28 protein-coding genes are annotated in these 19979 nt (G+C 70.3%); 25 read left to right on the top strand and 3 right to left on the bottom strand.

Features of this window, described 5'->3' with window-relative positions:
• The first annotated feature begins 184 nt into the window (after nt 1-184).
• The 9 genes from QCD68_RS08015 (at nt 185) to QCD68_RS07975 (ending at nt 4786) form a co-directional block, all read left to right on the top strand.
• A complete protein-coding gene (locus QCD68_RS08015; RefSeq protein WP_253467481.1) occupies nt 185-643 on the top strand; it encodes an Asp23/Gls24 family envelope stress response protein in 459 nt (152 codons plus the stop codon).
• Nucleotides 640-831 (top strand): DUF2273 domain-containing protein, encoded by a 192-nt coding sequence (locus tag QCD68_RS08010; RefSeq protein ID WP_111075799.1) that lies wholly within the window; start codon nt 640-642, stop codon nt 829-831. Before QCD68_RS08015 ends, QCD68_RS08010 begins: the two co-directional genes overlap by 4 nt.
• Complete coding sequence (locus QCD68_RS08005; RefSeq protein WP_111075800.1) at nt 828-1145, top strand: hypothetical protein; 318 nt, start codon at nt 828-830, stop codon at nt 1143-1145. Before QCD68_RS08010 ends, QCD68_RS08005 begins: the two co-directional genes overlap by 4 nt.
• Nucleotides 1146-1157: 12 nt before the next feature.
• Entirely contained in the window at nt 1158-1733 is a 576-nt protein-coding gene (locus tag QCD68_RS08000; RefSeq protein ID WP_301222631.1) for a DUF6286 domain-containing protein, read from the top strand.
• Nucleotides 1730-2293, top strand: a complete 564-nt coding sequence (locus QCD68_RS07995; RefSeq protein WP_301222630.1) for a hypothetical protein — start codon at nt 1730-1732, stop codon at nt 2291-2293. Before QCD68_RS08000 ends, QCD68_RS07995 begins: the two co-directional genes overlap by 4 nt.
• Before the next feature lie 110 nt (nt 2294-2403).
• Nucleotides 2404-2577 carry a CsbD family protein gene (locus tag QCD68_RS07990; RefSeq protein WP_111075803.1) on the top strand — a complete coding sequence of 58 codons (174 nt, stop codon included), beginning with the start codon at nt 2404-2406 and terminating at the stop codon, nt 2575-2577.
• 86 nt (nt 2578-2663) lie between these two features.
• The gene (locus tag QCD68_RS07985; protein WP_301222629.1) at nt 2664-3737 is read left to right on the top strand and encodes an Asp23/Gls24 family envelope stress response protein; all 1074 of its coding nucleotides are present in this window, start codon (nt 2664-2666) and stop codon (nt 3735-3737) included.
• Nucleotides 3734-4156, top strand: coding sequence for an MFS transporter permease (locus tag QCD68_RS07980; RefSeq protein ID WP_301222628.1), 423 nt, complete (start codon nt 3734-3736; stop codon nt 4154-4156). The genes QCD68_RS07985 and QCD68_RS07980 overlap by 4 nt, the downstream gene beginning before the upstream one ends.
• Nucleotides 4157-4516: 360 nt before the next feature.
• Nucleotides 4517-4786, top strand: a complete 270-nt coding sequence (locus tag QCD68_RS07975) for a GlsB/YeaQ/YmgE family stress response membrane protein (RefSeq protein WP_111075805.1) — start codon at nt 4517-4519, stop codon at nt 4784-4786.
• A gap of 143 nt (nt 4787-4929) precedes the next feature.
• Here the strand turns inward: QCD68_RS07975 and QCD68_RS07970 are convergent, their stop codons facing one another.
• The gene (locus QCD68_RS07970; RefSeq protein WP_111075806.1) at nt 4930-5292 is read right to left on the bottom strand and encodes a hypothetical protein; all 363 of its coding nucleotides are present in this window, start codon (nt 5290-5292) and stop codon (nt 4930-4932) included.
• Between the two features lie 108 nt (nt 5293-5400).
• On the opposite strand from QCD68_RS07970, the gene QCD68_RS07965 reads away from it, so the two are divergent.
• The 10 genes from QCD68_RS07965 (at nt 5401) to eno (ending at nt 12930) form a co-directional block, all read left to right on the top strand.
• On the top strand, nt 5401-6366 hold the full coding sequence (locus QCD68_RS07965) for an AraC family transcriptional regulator (RefSeq protein ID WP_301222627.1): 966 nt from the start codon (nt 5401-5403) through the stop codon (nt 6364-6366).
• Nucleotides 6367-6635: 269 nt separating this feature from the next.
• On the top strand, nt 6636-6803 hold the full coding sequence (locus QCD68_RS07960) for a hypothetical protein (RefSeq protein WP_301222626.1): 168 nt from the start codon (nt 6636-6638) through the stop codon (nt 6801-6803).
• Between the two features lie 112 nt (nt 6804-6915).
• The gene (locus QCD68_RS07955) at nt 6916-7176 is read left to right on the top strand and encodes a hypothetical protein (protein WP_111075808.1); all 261 of its coding nucleotides are present in this window, start codon (nt 6916-6918) and stop codon (nt 7174-7176) included.
• 65 nt (nt 7177-7241) lie between these two features.
• Entirely contained in the window at nt 7242-8435 is a 1194-nt protein-coding gene (locus QCD68_RS07950; protein ID WP_301222625.1) for a helix-turn-helix transcriptional regulator, read from the top strand.
• 304 nt (nt 8436-8739) lie between these two features.
• Nucleotides 8740-9330 (top strand): universal stress protein, encoded by a 591-nt coding sequence (locus QCD68_RS07945; RefSeq protein WP_228506158.1) that lies wholly within the window; start codon nt 8740-8742, stop codon nt 9328-9330.
• Nucleotides 9315-10070: a 2,3-bisphosphoglycerate-dependent phosphoglycerate mutase gene (locus QCD68_RS07940; protein WP_171907745.1), complete on the top strand. Its 756-nt coding sequence runs from the start codon at nt 9315-9317 to the stop codon at nt 10068-10070. Before QCD68_RS07945 ends, QCD68_RS07940 begins: the two co-directional genes overlap by 16 nt.
• Nucleotides 10071-10159: 89 nt before the next feature.
• Nucleotides 10160-10570 (top strand): CrcB family protein, encoded by a 411-nt coding sequence (locus QCD68_RS07935; protein ID WP_055962328.1) that lies wholly within the window; start codon nt 10160-10162, stop codon nt 10568-10570.
• The gene (locus tag QCD68_RS07930; protein WP_055960823.1) at nt 10567-10938 is read left to right on the top strand and encodes a fluoride efflux transporter FluC; all 372 of its coding nucleotides are present in this window, start codon (nt 10567-10569) and stop codon (nt 10936-10938) included. Before QCD68_RS07935 ends, QCD68_RS07930 begins: the two co-directional genes overlap by 4 nt.
• A gap of 26 nt (nt 10939-10964) precedes the next feature.
• Nucleotides 10965-11450 (top strand): inorganic diphosphatase, encoded by a 486-nt coding sequence (locus QCD68_RS07925; protein WP_055960822.1) that lies wholly within the window; start codon nt 10965-10967, stop codon nt 11448-11450.
• 145 nt (nt 11451-11595) lie between these two features.
• Nucleotides 11596-12930 carry a phosphopyruvate hydratase gene (eno, locus tag QCD68_RS07920; RefSeq protein ID WP_083393829.1) on the top strand — a complete coding sequence of 445 codons (1335 nt, stop codon included), beginning with the start codon at nt 11596-11598 and terminating at the stop codon, nt 12928-12930.
• Here the strand turns inward: eno and QCD68_RS07915 are convergent.
• On the bottom strand, nt 12915-13847 hold the full coding sequence (locus tag QCD68_RS07915; RefSeq protein ID WP_208385475.1) for a LysR family transcriptional regulator: 933 nt from the start codon (nt 13845-13847) through the stop codon (nt 12915-12917). The genes eno and QCD68_RS07915 overlap by 16 nt on opposite strands.
• 165 nt (nt 13848-14012) lie before the next feature.
• On the opposite strand from QCD68_RS07915, the gene QCD68_RS07910 reads away from it, so the two are divergent.
• From QCD68_RS07910 to QCD68_RS07885, 6 genes are all read left to right on the top strand, one after another.
• Nucleotides 14013-15077, top strand: coding sequence for a TDT family transporter (locus tag QCD68_RS07910; RefSeq protein WP_240614499.1), 1065 nt, complete (start codon nt 14013-14015; stop codon nt 15075-15077).
• Between the two features lie 140 nt (nt 15078-15217).
• A complete protein-coding gene (locus tag QCD68_RS07905; protein WP_228506156.1) occupies nt 15218-15646 on the top strand; it encodes a uracil-DNA glycosylase in 429 nt (142 codons plus the stop codon).
• A 140-nt stretch (nt 15647-15786) separates the two neighbouring features.
• Nucleotides 15787-16389: a recombinase family protein gene (locus tag QCD68_RS07900; RefSeq protein ID WP_055960814.1), complete on the top strand. Its 603-nt coding sequence runs from the start codon at nt 15787-15789 to the stop codon at nt 16387-16389.
• A 6-nt stretch (nt 16390-16395) separates the two neighbouring features.
• Nucleotides 16396-17799 carry a Mu transposase C-terminal domain-containing protein gene (locus QCD68_RS07895; protein WP_071301383.1) on the top strand — a complete coding sequence of 468 codons (1404 nt, stop codon included), beginning with the start codon at nt 16396-16398 and terminating at the stop codon, nt 17797-17799.
• Nucleotides 17796-18608: an AAA family ATPase gene (locus QCD68_RS07890; protein WP_301222624.1), complete on the top strand. Its 813-nt coding sequence runs from the start codon at nt 17796-17798 to the stop codon at nt 18606-18608. The genes QCD68_RS07895 and QCD68_RS07890 overlap by 4 nt, the downstream gene beginning before the upstream one ends.
• 58 nt (nt 18609-18666) lie before the next feature.
• Entirely contained in the window at nt 18667-19293 is a 627-nt protein-coding gene (locus QCD68_RS07885) for an LppP/LprE family lipoprotein (protein ID WP_301222623.1), read from the top strand.
• A gap of 51 nt (nt 19294-19344) precedes the next feature.
• On the opposite strand, the gene QCD68_RS07880 is transcribed toward QCD68_RS07885, so the two are convergent.
• Nucleotides 19345-19959: a TetR/AcrR family transcriptional regulator gene (locus QCD68_RS07880; protein WP_301222622.1), complete on the bottom strand. Its 615-nt coding sequence runs from the start codon at nt 19957-19959 to the stop codon at nt 19345-19347.
• Nucleotides 19960-19979 lie beyond the last annotated feature (20 nt).

Genomic DNA, 19979 nt, shown 5'->3' with positions numbered 1-19979 from the left:
CACGACCGGAGCCGCTATCGGCACCGGGAACGGTTCGGGGTACAAGTCCAGCCCCGGAAACGACGCGTTCCTGGAATCCGGCTGGAAGTCGTGACGTCGCCGTGACGAACGTCCTCTCCAGCCCGTCTCATCCGTGAACAGCACCCGCTGGGAACGCCCGGCGGGTCACTCGGAAGGAGACACCATGGCCGACACCACGACCACCCCGAACACCCTCGCCACCAGCGCGACGGCGTCGAAGACCACCGGCACCCACGCCGCCACCGGCAAGACCGTCATCGACGACACCGTCGTCTCGAAGGTCGCCGGCATCGCCGCCCGCGAGGTCAACGGCGTGCACTCGCTCGGCAACGGCGCAGCCCGTGCCATCGGCGCGATCCGTGACGCCATCGGCCAGCGCGACCACGGCCAGGGCGTCAAGGTCGAGGTCGGCGAGAAGCAGGTCGCCGCCGACATCACCATCGTCGCCGAGTACCCGGTGCCGCTGCAGCAGGTCGCCGAGGGCGTCCGCTCGTCGGTCTCCCGCGCCCTCGAGCAGATCGTCGGCATGGAGGTCGCCGAGGTCAACGTCACCGTCCAGGACGTCTTCATCCCGGGCGACGACGACGAGGACGACGACAAGAAGGAGTCGCGAGTCGCATGAGCACCACACTGAGCGGCGCCCTGATCGGCGCCATCCTGGCAGTCGTCGCACTGCAGTTCGGCTTCTGGGGCTTCGTCCTGGTCGTCGTGTTCGCCGCGATCGGAGCACTCGTCGCGGCCCTCGTCACCGGTCGCATCGACCGGAACGCCCTGACCGACGTGCTGACCGGGCGCCGGAGCTCCCGGTGACCGGCGGCCCGGGCACCGTTCCGGGCCGTGTCGAGATCACCACCCGTGCCCTGACCTCGTGCGCGCGCGCCGTCGCCGCTGAGCGGCTCGGAGCGCCCGCGAAGCGGGTTCGGGTGGAGCTCGGCGACGCCCGCGGGGCGTTGGCCCTGGAGATCACCGGCCCGGTCGCCGCCGGCACCGACCTGGTCCAGGCGGCGACCACCGCAGCGGCCGAGGTCCGCAGCCGTGTCAGCGCCCTCACGGGACGTCGTGTCGGATCGGCACGCATCGAGTTGACCGGGATCGTGCGCGAGCGCGACACCCGGGTCCGGTAGGAGGAGAACACCATGAGCAGCAGTTCCGTCGAACGCCGGCTGCGTCGCCGCAGCGTGCACCGTTCCCGGTCCACGGCAGTGTCCGTGGCGTTGGCGGTGCTCGTGCTGGTCGCGGCGTGGATCGGCACCGAGTCGGTCCTCCGTGCGGTCGGTGCGGCGCCACTGCTGGCCGACCCGCAGACCGCGGTGGACGCCGCACTCAAGCCGGACGCAACCTTCGTCACCCTGGTCGAGGTCATCGCGGCGGTGCTCGTCATCGCCGGTGTGGTCCTCGTCGTCCTGGCCCTCAAGCCCGGTCGGCAGCACCGCTCCGTGGTGCCGCACGACCGCGGTGCCGTGGTGATCGACTCGTCGATCATCGCCTCGACCGCCCGGAACGCCGCCGGTCTGGCCGCCGGTGTCCCGGACGCGCACACCACCGCGAGTGCCCGTGGCGCCCGCACCGAGGTGCACGTCGTCCCGATGTCCGGCGTCCCGGTGGACTCGGCAGCCGTCGAGCACGCCGTCGCCGAACGTCTCGGCCGTCTGGACGACCGGTTCGGCCGCCACGTCACCGTCCGCGTCAGCGAGAAGGGCACCCTGTCATGACCTCGAGCAACCGCACCCTGAACCGGATCATCCTGTTCGTGCTCGGCCTCGTCGCCGTCGTGGTCGGCCTCGCCATGGGCGCCGGTGTCCTGCCGGCCGTCCGCGACGCACTCAAGCCGTACCTGACGTTCCCCGACCGCGTCGAGGTCCCCGCGACCTCGCTGTGGATCGTCGCGGCGGTCTGCCTCGTCGTGGTCGTCCTCGCGCTCGTCTGGGTCTTCACACGTGGCCGTGGCGGCACCGCCGTCGCCGTCCGTGAAGCCCAGGGCGACGACGAGGTCACCGTGAACGTGGCCCTGGTCCGTGACGTCATCGACCACGAACTGGCCGGCGTGCACGACGTCGTCTCGTCGAAGGTCGACATGTACATGGTGCGCAAGCACCGTGCGGCACGGCTCCGTGTCGCGGTCCGCCGCGGCGGGGACGCCGTCACGGTCCTCGACGCCGTGGACTCGGCGATCGCCACCCTCGACCGGACCCTCGGTCGCGAGGTGCCGGTCCTGGTCCACCTCACCGGCGGCACCCGCTCGGCCCTCTCGAAGGCCAAGCGCGTCGCCTGACGGACGTGCCACGGGCCTCCCGGCCGGCGGCACCACCCAGCACCACCAGTACGACCCTCACCACGCAACCGCGGTCGAACCCTCGACCGCACGACCGGAAGGAGCCCGTCATGGGACTCGACGACAAGATCAAGAACGCTGCACAGGACATCGCCGGCAAGGCCAAGGAGGCCTTCGGCAACGCGACCAACGACGACTCCAAGGTCGCCGAGGGCAAGAAGGACCAGGCCGCCGCGAGCGCGAAGCAGACCGGCGAGGACGTCAAGGACGTCTTCCGCAAGTAGCGACCAGCAGACACGACGGGGCACGCGCGCGTTCGAGCGCGGTGCCCCGTCGTGCGCTCACGGCACGCTCGACCGAGGAGGAAACCATGCAGCACGACACCCAGACCGACACGCAGGTGCAGCACGACACGCACGCGCACACGCAGCTCACCCCCGTTGACCTGCCGGCGTCCCTGACCGACCCGCTCCCCGAGGACGCCGCGGCCGTCACCGTCGCCGCCCGCACCGCAGCGGTCACCGCCCTCGGTGTCGACGGGGTCCACCACCTCGGCGGGCTCGCCGAACGGGCGGCCGACCAGGTCCGCAGCCGACTCGGTCGCAGCGGCAGCGCCCTCGGCGTCCGCGTCGACGACACCGACGGCACGCTCGACGTCGCGGTCGCCGTCGTCGTCAGCTACCCGCACCCCGTGATGGAGGTCGCCGCCGAGGTCCGCTCGCAGGTCGGAGCCGCCCTCCACCAGCTCGCCGAGCTGCCCGACCACGTCGAGGTCGACGTCCGGGTCCTCGACGTGCACGGCCCGTTCGACGACGAGCCCTCGAAGCTCGACGAGGCCGTCGACTCCGTCCGAGGCGCTGCCGCGACCGCGGCGGACACCGTCTCCGACGCGGCGGAGTCCGCAGCGGACGGCGCGCGATCGGTGGCGGACACGGCAGGGTCCGTCGCGTCGGACGCCCTGACCGCGGCGTCGGCGACCGCCTCGGACGCTGCCGCCTCGGCACGCGACGCGGCTGGACACGCCCGCGACGCGATCTCGGACGCGGCCGACGCTGCCGGTGCGGCGACCTCCGACGCGGTGGCGTCGGCGCGGAAGACCGCGTCGGACGTCGCAGACCGTGCGGGTGATGCGGCCGACGCTGCACAGGAGGCGGCGATCGCTGCAGCCGAGCAGGTCGGCGACGACGTCGCGGACGGCGTGGCGGAGGCGCGACACCGGGCCGACGCGGAGGACGCGTCCGGCGAGGCCGCTCCGTCGGACGCCGCTGAGCCGGCTGTCCACGCCTCCACCGTCTCCGGCTCGGAGGCCGCGGCCGACGCACTCGAGGACGCGGCGGACGACGTGCGCCGCGCCGCCGAGGCCGTTCGCGGCAGCACGGCCGACGACACCGCCACGGCCGACGACACCGCCACGGCCGACGACACCGCCACGGACCGACCGTGAGCGCCTGGGCCGAGCGGCGGATCCGCCGCCAGATGGCCGCCTCCCGGCCCAGGCCGCGCAGCGTCTGGGTCGCGAGCGGCATCGGACTGGTCGCCGTCCTGCTGCTGGCGTTCGGCGCGTTCCTGCCGCTCGTCGGCTTCCTCGCCGGCATCACGGGGACGACGGCGGGACTCGTCCCGTTCCCGTTCCTCCGCGTGACGCTGGTGACCCTCGTCGGCGCGGTCGTCGTCCTGGCGCTGCTGCTCCTCGCGGTGACGCGGCGACACGGAGCGACCGCGTGGACCGCCGTCGTGCTCGCACTCCTCGTCACCGTCGGCGTCACGGTCTTCCCGCTCGTCGCCGTCGCGATCGGGTCGGCAGACCGGGCGGGTGACGTCTGGCCCGTCATCTCCGGCCTGTGGACGCGGTTCGTCGGCTGACCTCCCTCGGGATTGTCCGCATAGCGCAACATCGACTGTGTAGTGTGCCTAACTACTTTTCGGCGAGCACAGTGGAGCGGTACATGCAGCACCTCGGAAGGACCGGTCAGATGCACTCGACGCCCGCGAACAACGCTTTCGTGGACGGGGACACCCCGACCGAAGCCATCGACATGACCGCTCTGTTCGCAGAGCAGTCGCGTGACGGTCTGCTCGACAGCATCTGATCGGCACAGCCGGTCGGTTCCTGACCGGTACCGCCCATCCGGGAGCGTCGAACTCGACCGCTCCGCCGCCCCTCGGGGCGGCACACCTGCTCCACAACGGCACCTCGCGGTGCCCGTCCTGAAAGGCACTCCCATGAGCTTCCTCGGCTTCATCCTCCTCGGCCTCATCGCCGGCGCCATCGCCAAGCTGATCCTCCCCGGTCGCCAGGGTGGCGGCTGGATCGCCACGCTCGTCCTCGGTGTCATCGGCGCCCTCATCGGCGGCTGGCTCGGCGGCCTCATCTTCAACGTCGGCTACGACGGCTTCTTCAGCATCCAGTCGTGGATCATCGCGATCGTCGGCGCGATCATCGTCCTCCTCATCTGGGGTGCGATCACCGGTCGTCGCGGCGCCCGCGCCTGACCGAACCCCACCGGCGTCCGACGCCGGGAACACGGAAGAGCCCCGCACCGACTGGTGCGGGGCTCTTCCGTGTTCCCGGGTCTCTCGTCCGGCCTCGCGATCCCGGCCCGGGCCGCGAGACTGCGGCGACCCGGGCGGGATGATCAGTCGCGGTGGGGTGCTGGCGGGTCGGTGCGGAGGGTCTTCGCGGCCGGCTCGTCCGAGTGCGACGACGCCGCGTCCATGAACCGTCCGCCGCCGACCTCTGCCGTCCGGCGCTGCAGTTCGGCGACCAGTTCCTCGTCCTCGGGTTCGAGTTCGTCGTCCGGCGCGGTCTCGACCATGATCTGCGATGCGGGCCCGAGCAGGATCTCGGACTTGACCCCGGTCCCGTCCTCGTCGGCGGTCGGGACCTCGACGATGTCGGTCGTGCCGTTCTCACCGAGCGCCGCCGCGTAGGCCAAGGTGGCCTCTGCGATCGCGTCGCCGGTCATGATCCGGTTCTCGCCGTAGACGATGTACTTCATCAGATGCTCTCCATGCATCCAGCCAACCGGACGGACCGTGGGCCCGCCTCAGCCGGTCGGTCGATCCGGGGTACGGATTGTCGGTGGTCTGCGTGAGACTCGGAGTGCATGGACTCCGTCGAACAACCCCTCCAGCACGTCGACCGTCACGGCACCGCCGTCGACGAAGCGGTCGCGTTCTACGAGCACGTCTACGGCAGCCAGGACATCCACATCGGGGACGCCGCGACCGAGGGGTTCTCGTGGCGGTACCGGGCGGTCGGGGACGGCGACGTCACGGTCGGGACCTCGTCCGTGGCCGCCCGGCGCTGGGGCACGATCGACCCCGGTGACGACTACGTGCTGGCCTGGGCCTCCGCGCCGGGCATCCGTCTCGACACCGGGTCGTCCGCGCCCGTCGACATGCTGCCCGGGGTCCCGGTGATGTACCCGGCGGGGCGGGACTTCACGTTCAGCGCCGCTCCCACCGTGCAGCACCTGATCCGCTTCGACCGGGCGTTCCTCGAGTCCGTCGCCGCGGCGCGACAGGGCGACCTGCCGGCGCCGCTGCAGTTCGCCCGGCAACCGGACCCCGATGCCCTCCGGCAGCTCCGTGCCGTCATCGCCGCGGCGGCCGGGGCGCTGCTCGACCCGACGACCGACCGCGACCGGCGCTCCGTCCTCAACACGACCGTGGCCGAAGCGGTCGCCGCCACGTTCGACGCCCGGCCCGTGCCGCCGACCGGCCTGCTCAGCGACGGCCCGGCGACCATGCGGCTCGCGCAGGAGTGGATGGTGGCGAACGCCCGTCGGCCGATCACGATCACGGACGTCAGCGTCGCCGCGGGGGTCGCCGTGCGGTCGTTGCAGGCGTCCTTCCGTCGGCACACCGGGTCGTCGCCGATGCACTTCCTCCGGCAGGTCCGCCTGCACCGGGTGCGCGCCGAACTGAGCGCGGCCGACCCGGACACCACCACGGTGGCGCAGATCGCGGTCGGCTGGGGTGTCGGCCACCTCGGGCGGTTCTCCGGCACCTACGCGGCGACCTTCGGGGAGCCGCCGTCGGTGACGCTCCGCCGTCGACGGAGCGCGTGACGGGCCTCCCGTCGGCCCGGCCAGCTGCCGTCGCCGGGGCGGTCCTGACCGTCCCGCAGCCGGCCGCGGCCAGCTCCGTGCCGGGCGTCTCCGGAGGTCCACGATGGCCGCGCGTCCGACCCGACCGCCTGCCGGTGCGCGCACCGGACACCGTGTCCAACGGGCGTACTCGGGGCTCGTCCGGGCTTGGCCCCGCGCAGTCCGCGGGGGATGCTGGTCATGCGCCTCCGAACCCCTCGGGTCGGGCGCACCAGCAGGAAGAGCGCACCGTGAACGAGCGCATCCGACCCTCCCTCCACGAACTCCGGCTGCAGGTCGACGAATGGCATCGCCGCGGGCTCAGCCACCCGGACGAGATCGACGCGATGGTCTCCCGTCGCACGGCCGGGTCCACGCCCGCCGAACCCACCTACGCGGACTTCTTCACCGTCGTCTGAGCACGGCGGACCCCACACGGAGGACCGCACGCCGCGGACCGTGCGTGGAGGACCACGCGCGCCAGCCGGCCGCCCGACACCGCCCCACGGCGGCGTGCGTAGGCTCGACGGCATGTCCGACTTCTCCGCAGACCAGGCCGCCGTCGTCCGCATCGAACGCTCCGAAGAGGGCCGCTGGGACCTCACGCTCATCAGCGACAGCGGTGTCGCGATCGGCCACGGCGTGCACCTGTTCGACCGCTCGGAGGACGACGGGGTCGACGAGCTCACCGCCGCGCAGGACTTCGCGGGCGGGTACGGCTGGCGGTTCGAGGGCGACGCGGTGCAGCAGGACGGCCCGGATGCGTTCTGGGCACCCCTCATCCGCAACTGAGCGGACCTCACCCCAGTCCGGGTGAACCTCGGACTTCCGCGTTCTGTGGATGAGAAGATGGCCGCGTGCCACCGATCCACCACGACAACGGGTTCCGCAAGCAGCGGTTCACGGACGCGGGCGGCTCGGACTACACCGCGATCTTCCGCACCGAGTACTCCGGCCAGGACCTGCGGCGGGACACCACCACCGCCACCGAGACCTTCGCCAGCCAGGGCACCCGGTACGAGTACTTCGTCATCGGCGACGACGACCTGACGCTCCGCACCATGAACGCCCGCGGTGGTCGACGGGGCGGCGTGATCGGCCCCCGGGACGACCACGTGGTGTTCTGGCTGCAGCACGGTCGACTCGAGATGCACTTCGCGGACCGGTCCCGCGTGATCGAGCCCGGCAGCCCCTACATCGCCTCGGCGTCCGAGGCGTACCGCTTCGAGTCCGAGGAGACCGTCTACAACGGCGTGCACATCTCGGACGCGTTCCTCCGCAAGACCGCCGGAGAGCTCGGCTATCCGATGCCCGACGGGCCGGTACTGTTCGACCAGCAGGACGAGCGGATCGCCCGACGCGAGCCGCTCCGTCGTCTGCTCGGCGAGGTCAGCCCCACCCTGATGGACGACCGGGTGCGCGGTGCGATGCGGACGGCGCTGAACCGCCGCGTGGCGACGGTCGTGCTCGACACCTTCCCGCTCCGCGACCGTGGGGACGACGTCCCGACCGCCAGCCGACTGCGCGATGCGATCGCCTTCGTCGAGGAGCACGCGCGTGACCGCCCCTCGGTGCCGGCCATCGCCGCCGCCGCCGGACTCAGCGAGCGCGGGCTGCAGGAGGTCTTCGCCCGCACGCTCGGTGTCACGCCGAACGGCTTCCTCCGCGACCAGCGCCTGGACGAGGTCCGGCGCGAACTGCTCCGCGGGGAGTCGCCGAACAGCGTGCTCGAGGTCGCCCGCCGCTGGCGCTTCACGAACCCGAGCCGCTTCGCCACCGCCTACCGCGCCCGGTTCGGCGAGGACCCCTCGGCGACCCTGCGTGCGGCCACCTCGCAGCGGCCCGACGGCCGGTCGTCCTGGCGGATCCGTCAGGCGGTCGCCTACATCGAGACGCACCTCGACGAGGTCTGCACCGTCGCGGACATCGCCGCGGCCGCCGGTCTCCGGCCCCGGCGACTCCAGCAGCTCTTCAAGGAGGAGCGGGGCACGACGCCCACGGCCTTCCTCCGCGACCTGCGTGCACTGCGGCGGTCCGGCGACCGCTCCTGACATCTCGTCGGTGGTCGTCCGCCACGTGACCGGCTGCCGGACGGGAGGCGCGGATCCCGCCCGCCACGGGCCTCCCGGCTGGGCGGTCTGCCGACCTCAACGCCGTCTGTGGATGCGCCGGACGCGCCCGGCAGGATGTTCCACATGGGAACCAGTTCGCGACTCCGTCCCGCTGTGGGCAGCTTCGCTCCGTGTCGTCGGAATCGCTTCCTTCGGTGTCGGGACGTCGCGGGTGCGCGAGACGGCCCGCGTGACTTGGGGTTCGGGTGCATAATGGTGGTGTCTTCGGACCCGGTAGTGGGGCTTGCCGGACCCAACCTCGACAGTTGTCGACAACAGTCCCTATCTCAGCTGGTCGCGCTTCTGCGCGCCTGAGGTAGGGAGTGTCATGACAGCACCAATCGGTTCCGGACCGGTCGTCGTCGGCGTCCTGCCCGGCCTCGCTCCGGGGGTCATCGAGGTTGCGTCGTCTATCGCGCGGCGCTTCGGTACGACGCTGGTGTGCGTCAGCGTGGATGCATCGCTCTTCGATGCCGGTACGCGCTCGGACGGGTCGGTGATGGTGGAACCGATCGACCCTGACACCGCTGACACGACACCGCAGGGCTTGTCGGACAGTGACAAGGCGGCAGTACGTGCTGCCGCAACGACCTACGGCGTCGACGTCACGTTCGTCCCGGGTGTCGGGGATCCGAGCCGGGCACTGTCGCAGGTGGCCGAAGACCGCGACGCGGCGATGCTGGTCGTCGGGGCCAGGACGGGAGCGGGTCGAATCGCGGAGTTCTTCACGGGGTCGGTCGCGGTACGGCTGACCCATCAGCAGCACCGTTCAGTGCTCGTAGTGCCCGTTGATCCGGTCGGGTTCGATGCCCCACTGCCGTGGGACACCCCGTGACCGGCCAGCTTGTTCTGCTCCGCCACGGACAGAGCACTGCGAACGCTGCCGGTACCTTCACCGGCTTGCGAGACGTCGCGCTGACCGAACAGGGCAGCGCCGAAGCGAATCGGGCTGGGTTGCTACTTCTGCATGCCGGCATCCGACCGGACCTCGTGCTCACGTCGACGCTCGAGCGGGCGCTCCACACGGCGGAGCTCGTCACCGACGTCCTCGGACGTGATGCGCCGATCGAGTCGACGTGGCGGTTGAACGAGCGGAACTACGGCGCCCTCACCGGCATGTCCAAGCAGAATGCGCAAGCGGCGTTGGGGGCGGAGCAGTTCTTCGCTGTTCGTCGGACCCGCACGGGACGGCCACCACGCATGTCGATCCGCGCGTGGCTGGCGCTCCGGCGGACGCCGGCGCTTCGTGGACTGCCGTGGGCGGCACTTCGTCGAACCGAAACACTCTCCGACGTCATCCGCCGGGTCCAACCCGTCCTGTCGCACAGCATCACCCCGGCACTCCGCGACGGGCAGACAGTGCTCGTCGTCGCGCACGGCAACTCACTGCGGGCACTGTGTGCCTGCATGGACGGCCTAACTGACGGTGAGCTCGCGGACCTGAACCTCCCCACGGGCGAACCCCTGATCTACCGGTTCGACGGCGACGGTGGGTTCTGTCCGCGGGGTGGGGAGTACCTGCATCCGGCAGCACGAGCAGCAGCGGCAGCGGTCGCTGCGGAAGGTGGAACATGACCTCCCGAACGGACACGCACCTGCCCGATGGGCAGCTCCCGCCCGACCCAGACATCGACGCCAACGACCCGGAACGTATCGACCGGCCAGTGCATCTGCGGTGGCGGTACCTCGGTGTCGTCGCACTCGGCGGCGCCATCGGTACCGCCGCACGCGACGGACTCAGCACCGCGTTCCCCGCTCAGCAGGAGGTGTCCTGGGCGATCTTCTGGATCAACATCGCCGGCGCGCTCCTACTGGGTGTGCTGCTGGAACACCTCGCGCATCGCGGACCTGACGAGGGTCGCCGCCGGACACTGCGCCTGCTTCTGGGAACCGGTGTCCTCGGCGGGTTCACCACCTACAGCACCCTCGCGACCAGCACCGCGGTGTTGTTCCTCGCTGGCCGCGGGTTGGCCGGCACCGGGTACGCGCTCCTGACGGTCCTCGCCGGCGCGATCGCCACCGGTAGCGGCCTCGCGATCGCGGGTTTGGTCCGACCGAACGGGGCCACATCATGAGCGCCCTGGCCTTCCTCAGCGTCGCGGTCGCTGGCGGTGTCGGCGCGGCCGCACGGTTCTTCGTGGATGGTGCGATCAACCGGGGTCGGCAGTTCCGGCTCCCGGTCGGGACGCTGACGATCAACATCACCGGCTCGTTCCTGCTGGGCTTGATCACCGGCGCCGCCGGTCACCTCGGCGCCACCCCCGTCGCGGTGCTCGGAACAGGGCTCATGGGTGGCTACACCACGTTCAGCACCGCCAGCTTCGAGACCGTCCGCCTCGCACGCACTGGCCGCACCACCGCGGCTGCCGTGAACGGGCTCGGGATGCTCGTCGTCTCCGTCGCCGCAGCCGCCGGGGGCGTCACCCTCGGCACCCTCACTTGACCATCCGACTGGGAGACGAACAGCTCATGCACTTCGACATCACGATCGAGATCCCCCGCGGCAGCGGCAACAAGTACGAGGTCGACCACGCCACCGGACGGATCCGCCTGGACCGGGCGGTGTTCACCAGCATGGTGTTCCCGCAGGACTACGGCTCGATCGACGACACTCTCGGCGATGACGGCGACCCCCTCGACGCGCTCGTGCTGCTGCCCCGGCCCACGTTCCCCGGCGTCGTCATCGACGTCCGCCCGGTCGGGATGCTCCGCATGGTCGACGAGAACGGCGGCGATGACAAGATCCTCACCGTCCCCGCCGGAGACGTCCGCTTCGACCACGTCCAGGACATCTCCGACGTCGCCGAGCCGGTCCTGGCGGAGATCGAGCACTTCTTCGCCCACTACAAGGAGATCGAGCACGGCAAGCACGTCACCACCAACGGGTGGGCGAACCGTGTCGACGCCGAAGCCATCATCCGCGCCGCACAGGAACGGTTCACCCCGCACCCCTGACCGGCACCCGCGCACCCGACACCATCCAGTGCGCGCCCTGAACCGCCGTGGGGAGGCAACTGGCGCCCAGTGATCGCCAGGAGGTCGTCCCTCCGCCTCCCCGCGGCCCACACCCGCACGACCAACCCGAAAGGCGACAACCGCCGTGAACGACTACATCAGCAACGTCCACCACACCACCCACCATCAGGGCGAGTACGTGACCCACACCAGCCGCCCCGTCACCATCAGCAGCCTGCACGGCTCCCGGATCCTCGACTCCCGCGGCTACCCGACGATCCAGGTGCGTCTCGAGCTCGAGGACGGCACCGTCGTCACCGGTGACGCCCCCGCAGGCGCATCCACTGGCGCGCATGAGGCTGTCGAGCTTCGCGACGGCGGCAGCAGCTACGGCGGCCGCGACGTGAGCCAGGCACTGCACCTCATCACGACGGACGTCGCACCGATGATCACCGGCCAGTCGTGGACCTCGATCGGGCAGGCCGACGCCGCCCTCGCTGCCCTCGACGGCACCCCGAACCACCGCCGGCTCGGCGCGAACAGTGTCGTCGCGACCTCGATCGCGATGGCACGCGCTCTCGCCGCCGCAGCGGAGCTGCCGCTCTGGCGTTGGATCGCAGACGTCACCGGCAGCACGCCCCGCCTGCCCGTCCCGCACTTCAACGTGCTCAACGGCGGAGCGCACGCAGCGAACGCGCTCGACTTCCAGGAGTTCATGATCGCCCCGGTGAACGCCGAGACCATGACCGACGCGGTTCGGATCGGATCGGACGTCTACCACGCGCTGGCGGCACTGGTTCGGGAACGGTTCGGCAGTCTCGGTCTCGGGGACGAAGGCGGCTTCGCCCCGTCGATCGCCGCGCCCGAGGAGGCCCTCGACCTCCTCGTCGCCGCGATCAGTGCCGCCGGTTACGAGCCCGGCGTGGACACCGTCGCGATCGCACTCGACCCGGCGGCGAACGAGTTCGCGCTCGGTGACGGTAGCTACCGGGTCGTGGACCGCCGGCTCGACCGCGCAGGCATGGTCGACTACTACCGCGACCTCATCAGCCGGTATCCGATCCGGAGCATCGAAGACGGCTTCTCCGAAGATGACCACGGCGGCTGGAAGGCGATGTCGTTCGCGCTCGGCGACATGCTCCAGATCGTCGGCGATGATCTCTACGTCACCGATCCGCAGCGCATCCGCGACGGTGGGAAGGACGGGCTCTCGAACGCGGCGCTCATCAAGCCGAACCAGATCGGCACCGTCTCCCAGACCCTCGACGCGATCGGCGTCGCACGCTCGCTCGGGATGCGGAGCATGGTGTCGCACCGGTCCGGCGAGACCACCGACACGTTCATCGCGGACCTCGTCGTCGGCACCGGAACCGGACAGATCAAGTCCGGCGCACCCGCCCGCGGAGAACGCGTCGCCAAGTACAACCGGCTCACCGAGATCGCGGAGAACAATCCGGAGCTGCCCTACGGGCTGCGCTGACCCCGACCGGTCACCTCGTGGGCGACGCGCAGGAAAGCAGAACCAGCTGGCTGAGGCTCTCCCGACCAGATCGCCCGCAACGGCCGGGCAAGTGGCGGCCCAGCGAGCGGGACCCGCACCAGCGACCCGTCGTTGATGTCGGCGGCGACCGTGCGAAGGCTCATCACCGCCGGTGCAATTCCAGCCTGCGCGTTCGCCCGGATGATGCTCGTGGTCTCCAGCACCGCGGCCGGAACCGACATGCTCAAACCGGCCTCCCTGAGCCATGCGGCGAGGGTCGCGCGAGTTCCGGAACCTTCTTCCCGCAGGAGCAGAGCCGTCGCCGCCAGGACCTCCGCAGTGATCCCGGTCGACCGAGCCCAGGGATGTTCCGGCGCAACGACGACCGCGAGCTCATCGTCCGCGATCACCTGCGCGGACACACCTGCCGCCGTCACCGGGGTCTCCGTGAACCCGAGGTTCGCGCCACCCGACTGCACGAGGTCCGTCACCGCGGCGGAGTTGCCCGCGATCAGGCGCACCCGCACGTCGGGTTCGCGGCGGCGGAATTCGAGCAGCCAGCCCGGCAGCAGCAGCTCCGCGATCGTCTGTGACGCTGCGACGACGAGCGAACCCGTGGGAGTCCGCAGCGCAGCCACTCCTGCTTCGAGGTGGCGAGACGCGTCGAGGACCGGTCCGGCCAGCCCGACGACGAGCCTGCCGGTCTCGGTCAGCACCGACCCCGTGGTCGAGCGGTGCACCAACAAGTGACCGACCATGCGCTCGGCGACCCGGATCCGAGCAGACACTGCTTGTTGCGTGACGCCGAGCGCTCCAGCGGCAGCGGAGAGGGAGCCGGTCTCGGCGACGCGTGCGAGCACGTCGAGTGTGTCGAGGTCGAGGGTTCGGTCCGTGAGTCGCCGTAGTGCCACAATCATTGATTGTGCCCTGCCAAGAGGTTCCGGGTACCGCCAGAGGCAGGATTCGCGCAGGCTTGGCCCATGACAACGCTCCGCACGGACCCTGCACCCGCGAACGGTAGCCAGCTGCCCCAACGGCCGCAGACGGCGTTGTTCCGTGACCTGGAGCGGCCAGGCCTGATCGTGTCGAATCTCACACCGAACTGGTTCGCGTCGATCATGGGCACGGGGATCGTCGCTGTCGCAGCTGCGTCACTGCCGCTGCAGTTCCCCGGGCTGCGCCTCGCGGCGACGGTCGTGTGGGCGATCGCCGCGGTGCTCCTCGTCGCCCTCACGACCGCGACGGTGCTGCACTGGATCCGCTACCGGAGCACTGCAGCCGGGCACCAGCTCAACCCGGTGATCTCGCACTTCTACGGCGCACCACCGATGGCGTTCCTCACCGTCGGCGCCGGGACACTCCTGCTCGGCAAGGACTGGGTCGGCCTGCCCGCCGCCGTCACCATCGACTGGGTCCTGTGGACCATCGGCACCATCGGAGGACTGCTCACGGCAGTGCTCGTGCCGTACCTGGCGTTCACCCGCCACGAGAACAAGCCCGACTCCGCGTTCGGCGGCTGGCTGATGCCGATCGTCCCGCCGATGGTGTCCGCCTCCACCGGTGCGCTCCTGCTGCCGTACGCCCCCGCCGGGCAGGCGCGGGAGACGCTGCTGTGGTCCTGCTACGGCTTCTTCGGCCTCAGCCTCATCACGTCGCTGGTCGTGATCACGCTGATCTGGAACCGTCTCGCGCAGCACAAGGTCGGGGCCGCCGGCATGGTCCCGACTCTGTGGATCGTCCTCGGGCCGGTCGGACAGTCGATCACCGCGGTGAACCTCCTCGCATCGAACGCCCCCACCGTTGTCGATGCGAGTACCGCGCATGCCCTGCTGGTCGTGGCGCTGGTGTACGGGTTCGCGATGCTCGGCTTCGCGCTGCTGTGGACCGTCATCGCCCTCGCGATCACCATCCGCACTGCCCGCGAACACTTGCCGTTCAGCCTGACTTGGTGGTCCTTCACGTTCCCCGTCGGGACCTGCGTCACCGGCCTGAACGGGCTCGCCCTGCACTCAGGCCTGACCGTCGTTGCCGTCCTCGCCGTCATCTACTACGCCGGCCTCGTCGCCGCATGGATCACCGTTGCCCTTCGCACCTTTCACGGATCCGTCATCCGTGGCACCCTGCTGGCACCGCCACAGCCGGCATGAGTACCCCCGAGGAACTCGCTGACGTTCGATCGCTGAACTGTCTCGCGGAGACGTGGCGGACCGCGCCCGACGGCAGCCGACGGTTCGTCCCGAGCTTCGACCCACGATCCGGCGGCAGATTCAGCCGTGTCCTGGTCCTGATGCAGTCGCCTGGCCCCCAGACCATCGCCGCAGCGCACGCAGCGATCTGCAGCGAGGACAACCCGGGCCCGACCGCGGCCGCGTTCCGAGCAGCCCGTATCGAGTCCGGACTCGCACGCGGCGAGTACGTCCGCTGGAACCTTGTCCCATGGGAACTGCCCGACCGCGTGCGACTCGAGGACATCGACGAGGGGCGGCATGCCCTCGCCACACTGCTCGCGGCCCTCCCCGCTCTCACTGCGATCGTCACGTACGGGGCCGTTGCCCTCGACGGCGTCATGCGACACTTCACCCTGGACGAGCACCCCCGACTCCTTCCGGTCATCGCAGCACCACATCCGTCTCCCGCCAACGGCCGCCACCGATCGGAACAACACCTCCGTTCCGTGCAAGCACTCCGGCTCGCCGCGCGAGCGCGGCAGACGTAACAAATACGAACGATTCCGCTACAACTATCCGTACCGGCGCTCAGTCCGGGTGCGAGGCGCCGTGTCTTGTAGCGGAACCCAGTCCCAGAATCTACGTGCCGCCACTACCCCTCCTGGTCGAGTTTCGCTACGTTCTCTTCATGGGTCACCTTCTCGGGTATGCGCGCGTGTCCACCACAGACCAGGACGCGTCGCTGCAGATCGACGCGCTCAACGCCGCTGGCTGCTACCGCGTGTTCGTCGACACCATGTCCGGGTCGCTCCAACACCGGCCCGAGCTCGACAAGCTCCTCGACCAGCTCCGCCCCGGCGACACTCTCGTCGTCTGGCGACTCGACCGGCTCGGCCGGTCCATCCGGCACCTCATCGATCAGCTGCACGCTCTCGCCGAGCGCGGCATCGGGTTCCGGTCCCTGCAGGAGACCATCGACACCACCTCGCCCGGCGGCCGGCTCGTGTTCCACGTCTTCGCCGCGTTGGCGGAGTTCGAACGGGACCTCATCAAGGAACGCACCAACGCCGGCCTCGCCGCCGCTCGAGCCCGCGGCCGCACCGGCGGCCGACCATCTCGGCTCTCCGCGGACCAGGTGCGCACCGCACGCCGGCTCTACGAACAGCAGGACATGACCGTCGCGCAGATCGGCGACGTGCTCGGCGTTAGCCGCACCACCATCTACCGTGCACTCGCGAAGCACGCCGAGCCCGTCGCGGCGCGACGAACCAAGCCTTCCCCAACGATGTAGCTGGCTATGGACGCGAGCGAGCGGTGGGGCATCCTTCGACTGCACGTCGAGGACGCCATCCCGCTCGCCACCCTGGCCCGCACCACGGGCGTCGCTGAGCGCACCCTGCAACGCTGGTTGGCCCGCTACCGAACCGGCGGATACCCGGCTCTCGCCGACGGCACCCGCACCGATCACGGCGCCCGACGGACGGCACCGGAACTGGTGCGCCTGATTGAGGGGCTCGCACTCACCAAGCCACGACCTTCGATCGCCACGATTCACCGCCAGGTCGACAATTACTGCACCAAACGAGGTCTCTCAGCGCCGTCGTACTCCGTTGTGCGGTCGATCGTGAACGGGCTTGATCCCGGGATGGTGACGCTCGCGCTTGAGGGGCCCGCGTCATATCGGGACAAGCACGAACTGCTGCTCCGACGTCGTGCGGATCGCCCCAACGCGATCTGGCAGGCGGACCACACGATGCTCGATCTGCTCATCGTCGGACCCGACGGCAAGCCCGAACGGCCGTGGTTGACGGTGATCCTCGACGACTACTCCCGCGCGGTCTGCGGGTACATGGTGTTCCTCGGCGCCCCATCCGCCGCGAACACCGCGCTCGCGCTCCGGCAAGCGATCTGGCACAAGCCGGAACCGGACTGGCCTGTCTGCGGGATCCCAGACGTGCTCTACACAGACCACGGGTCCGACTTCACCAGCCACCGAATCGGCGACACCGCCGCCGTGCTGCACCTCCGCATCATCCACTCGCAGGTCGCTCGCCCCCAGGGCCGCGGGAAGATCGAGCGGTTCTTCGGCACCATCAACACCGAGCTGCTCCCAACGCTCCCCGGCCACCTCGCACCCGGATCCTCGGCGCCGGCGCCGACGCCGGCGCTGGATCTCGCCGGTGTCGACAGTGCCATCAACACGTTCATCCGCCGCTACAACGCCCGCATCCACCGCGAGCTCCGGAAGAGCCCACTGGAAGCGTGGATCGCAGACGGGTGGCTGCCACGAATGCCGGACTCCCTCGAGCAGCTCGACGGGTTCCTGCTCACCGTCCCGACCACGCGTGTCGTGCAACGAGACGGCATCCACTTCGAAGGGCTCCGCTACACCGCAACCACTCTCGCACCCTTCGTGGGCAGCACCGTCAGCGTCCGGTACGACCCCCGCGACGTCACCGAGATCCGTGTCTTTCACCGCGACGCGTTCCTGTGCACCGCGATCAGTACCGCGCATCAGACCGAGACCATCAGTCTCAAGCAGATCCAGGCCGCCCGGAACGCGCAACGAAGAGCCCTGCGCGGGCAGATCCGCGAACGCATCGCGATCGTCCGCCCCACACCCGATGATCACACCCCACCAGCACCCGCACCGGCACCGGATCAACCGCGACTGATGACCTACGAGGAGGACCGGTCATGACGAGCCAGTTCATCATCACGAAGGAACACCGTCGGTTCGCGGAGTTCGCCGACGCCGTCCGGAAGCAGAACACCATCGGCGTCTGCTTCGGCCCCGCTGGCGTCGGCAAGACCCTCTCCGCACGCCGCTACGCCCACTGGGACAGCATCGGCCCGTTCATCGCCAGATGGGCCGCACGCAGCGAAGACGACACGAAGATCTACGCCGCCGCCCACCGAGCCCGCACCGTCTTCTACACGCCCGAGGTCTCCGCCACGATGCGCGCCCTGCAGGACGACCTCCGGCACGACATGCTCCGCACCGAACGCTGCATCGAGGAACACTTCCTGCTCCAGGGTCGCCACTTCGACCACGCACACGGCCCCAACCCGTCCCTGCTCGAGCTGATCATCATCGACGAGTCCGAACGCCTCACCGGCAACGCGATCGAGTGGCTCCGCGACCAGTACGACCGCACCGGCATAGCGATGATCCTCATCGGCATGCCCGGCATCGAGAAGCAGTTCAGCCACTACCCGCAGCTCTACAGCCGCCTCGGTTTCGCCCACCAGTACCGTCCGCTCGGCCACGACGAGCTGCTCTTCGTCCTCGAACGTCAATGGCGCAAGCTCGGCAAGACGCTCGACCCCGACGACTTCACCGACGCGCAAGCCATCGCCGCCGTCGAACGCATCACCCGCGGCAACTTCCGGCTCCTTGAGCGCCTCCTCCCTCAGATCCAACGCGTCCTGAAGATCAACGAGCTCGACGTCATCACCAACGACGTCGTCGAGGCCGCCCGCAGCACCCTCGTCATCGGCACCACCTGACCCGACACCGATCGCAGCGAAAACGACGACACAGAGCGAGGCTGCTCACAGTCCCGCCGTGCTGCGCGGCCTCGTCCCGCTCGGGCTCGTCTCGATCGCCCTCACCGGGTGTTCGACCGGGTCGGGTGACCCGGCACCGACGCAGACGGTGACGCAGACCGTCGCGCCGTCGGCGGAGTCGACGGGGACCCCGACCTCGACCCCGACCCCGACCCCAGCCGCGGCGGCGACGCCGGCACCGGTGCAGACGCCGCAGCCGACCGCCACCCCGACGTGTGGCAGCGAGGACCCGACCAGCGCGATCCAGCAGGCGGCCGCCCGACTCGGCGCACCGGCCGGCATCGAGGGGGCCAAGTGGGACACCGCCGGGGCCGCTCGCGGCGGGTACGACCCGTGCGCGGCCCTGTCGTGGGTCGTGTTGCGCCCGACCGACTCGACCGGCAGCTCGCCGTCGGCGATCCTGCTGTTCCACGACGGCACGTACCTCGGCACGGCGACGAAGGTGCAGTACCCCTTCACGCCGGAGGTCACGCGCACCTCGGACGCTGCCGTGTCGGTCACGTACCGGTACCCGCGTGACGGGGAGTCGAACGCCGAGGCGAGCGGTCGCGCCGACGCGACCTACCGCTGGGACGACGCGGCCGGACGGGTCGTCATGACCGGGGACGTGCCTCCCGTCCCGTGACCCGCTGGGCGCCTCGGCCGGTCAGCGGCCCACCGGTCAGTGGCCGATCGGTCAGCGGTCGGTGACGAGCGCGACCATCTCGGCGACGACGGCGCGGAGGCGCGTGGACAGGTCCGCCTGGTCCTGCACGCTGAAGCGGTGGGCCGCCTCGGTCAGGGCCGCCATCACCAGGGCGACCGCCGTGCGGGCGGTGTCCTCGTCGGTGCGGGTGCTGACGGCGGCGATGAGGGACTGCCGGGACTCGGCCATCCACCGCATCACCATCGACGTCATCTCCGGGCGGCGGACGAGCAGCTCCTTCGCGCGGGCGCGGTCCGAGGAGAGCGGCACGGTGTGGGCGACCAGGTCGCAGACGTCGTCGATGAGCGGCCCGCCGGCGGTGGCGAACCGGTCACGGGCGGCGTCGGGTACCTCGACGGTGTCCAGGCCGATGGCCGCGTGGGCCTTCGACGAGAAGTAGTTGAAGAACGTGCGCGGCGAGACGTCGGCATCGGCGCAGATCTGCTCGACCGTGACGCCGTCCAGGCCGTGGTCGGTGATGCGGGTCAGCGCGGCGTGGTGGATCGCCTGCCGGGTCTGCTGCTTCTTCCGTTCGCGGAGCGTGCAGGGCTCGGTGCTGCCGACGGCGCTGTCGGGTGCGGGTGCGGGTGCTGCCGTGGTGGTCACGGGCGACCTCCGGTGGGGGA

The organism is Curtobacterium sp. PsM8, assembly GCF_030433875.1.
Lineage (GTDB): Bacteria > Actinomycetota > Actinomycetes > Actinomycetales > Microbacteriaceae > Curtobacterium.
The sequence above is the reverse complement of the archived record's forward strand: the minus strand, read 5'-3'. Positions and strand labels throughout refer to the sequence as shown.

Coding starts and splice junctions, on each gene's coding strand:
- QCD68_RS08015 (WP_253467481.1), top strand. CDS start 185: ATGGCCGACACCACGACCACCCCGAACACCCTCGCCACCAGCGCGACG.
- QCD68_RS08010 (WP_111075799.1), top strand. CDS start 640: ATGAGCACCACACTGAGCGGCGCCCTGATCGGCGCCATCCTGGCAGTC.
- QCD68_RS08000 (WP_301222631.1), top strand. CDS start 1,158: ATGAGCAGCAGTTCCGTCGAACGCCGGCTGCGTCGCCGCAGCGTGCAC.
- QCD68_RS07995 (WP_301222630.1), top strand. CDS start 1,730: ATGACCTCGAGCAACCGCACCCTGAACCGGATCATCCTGTTCGTGCTC.
- QCD68_RS07990 (WP_111075803.1), top strand. CDS start 2,404: ATGGGACTCGACGACAAGATCAAGAACGCTGCACAGGACATCGCCGGC.
- QCD68_RS07985 (WP_301222629.1), top strand. CDS start 2,664: ATGCAGCACGACACCCAGACCGACACGCAGGTGCAGCACGACACGCAC.
- QCD68_RS07975 (WP_111075805.1), top strand. CDS start 4,517: ATGAGCTTCCTCGGCTTCATCCTCCTCGGCCTCATCGCCGGCGCCATC.
- QCD68_RS07970 (WP_111075806.1), bottom strand. CDS start 5,292: ATGAAGTACATCGTCTACGGCGAGAACCGGATCATGACCGGCGACGCG.
- QCD68_RS07965 (WP_301222627.1), top strand. CDS start 5,401: ATGGACTCCGTCGAACAACCCCTCCAGCACGTCGACCGTCACGGCACC.
- QCD68_RS07955 (WP_111075808.1), top strand. CDS start 6,916: ATGTCCGACTTCTCCGCAGACCAGGCCGCCGTCGTCCGCATCGAACGC.
- QCD68_RS07930 (WP_055960823.1), top strand. CDS start 10,567: ATGAGCGCCCTGGCCTTCCTCAGCGTCGCGGTCGCTGGCGGTGTCGGC.
- QCD68_RS07925 (WP_055960822.1), top strand. CDS start 10,965: ATGCACTTCGACATCACGATCGAGATCCCCCGCGGCAGCGGCAACAAG.
- QCD68_RS07915 (WP_208385475.1), bottom strand. CDS start 13,847: ATGATTGTGGCACTACGGCGACTCACGGACCGAACCCTCGACCTCGAC.
- QCD68_RS07905 (WP_228506156.1), top strand. CDS start 15,218: ATGCAGTCGCCTGGCCCCCAGACCATCGCCGCAGCGCACGCAGCGATC.
- QCD68_RS07900 (WP_055960814.1), top strand. CDS start 15,787: ATGGGTCACCTTCTCGGGTATGCGCGCGTGTCCACCACAGACCAGGAC.
- QCD68_RS07895 (WP_071301383.1), top strand. CDS start 16,396: ATGGACGCGAGCGAGCGGTGGGGCATCCTTCGACTGCACGTCGAGGAC.
- QCD68_RS07890 (WP_301222624.1), top strand. CDS start 17,796: ATGACGAGCCAGTTCATCATCACGAAGGAACACCGTCGGTTCGCGGAG.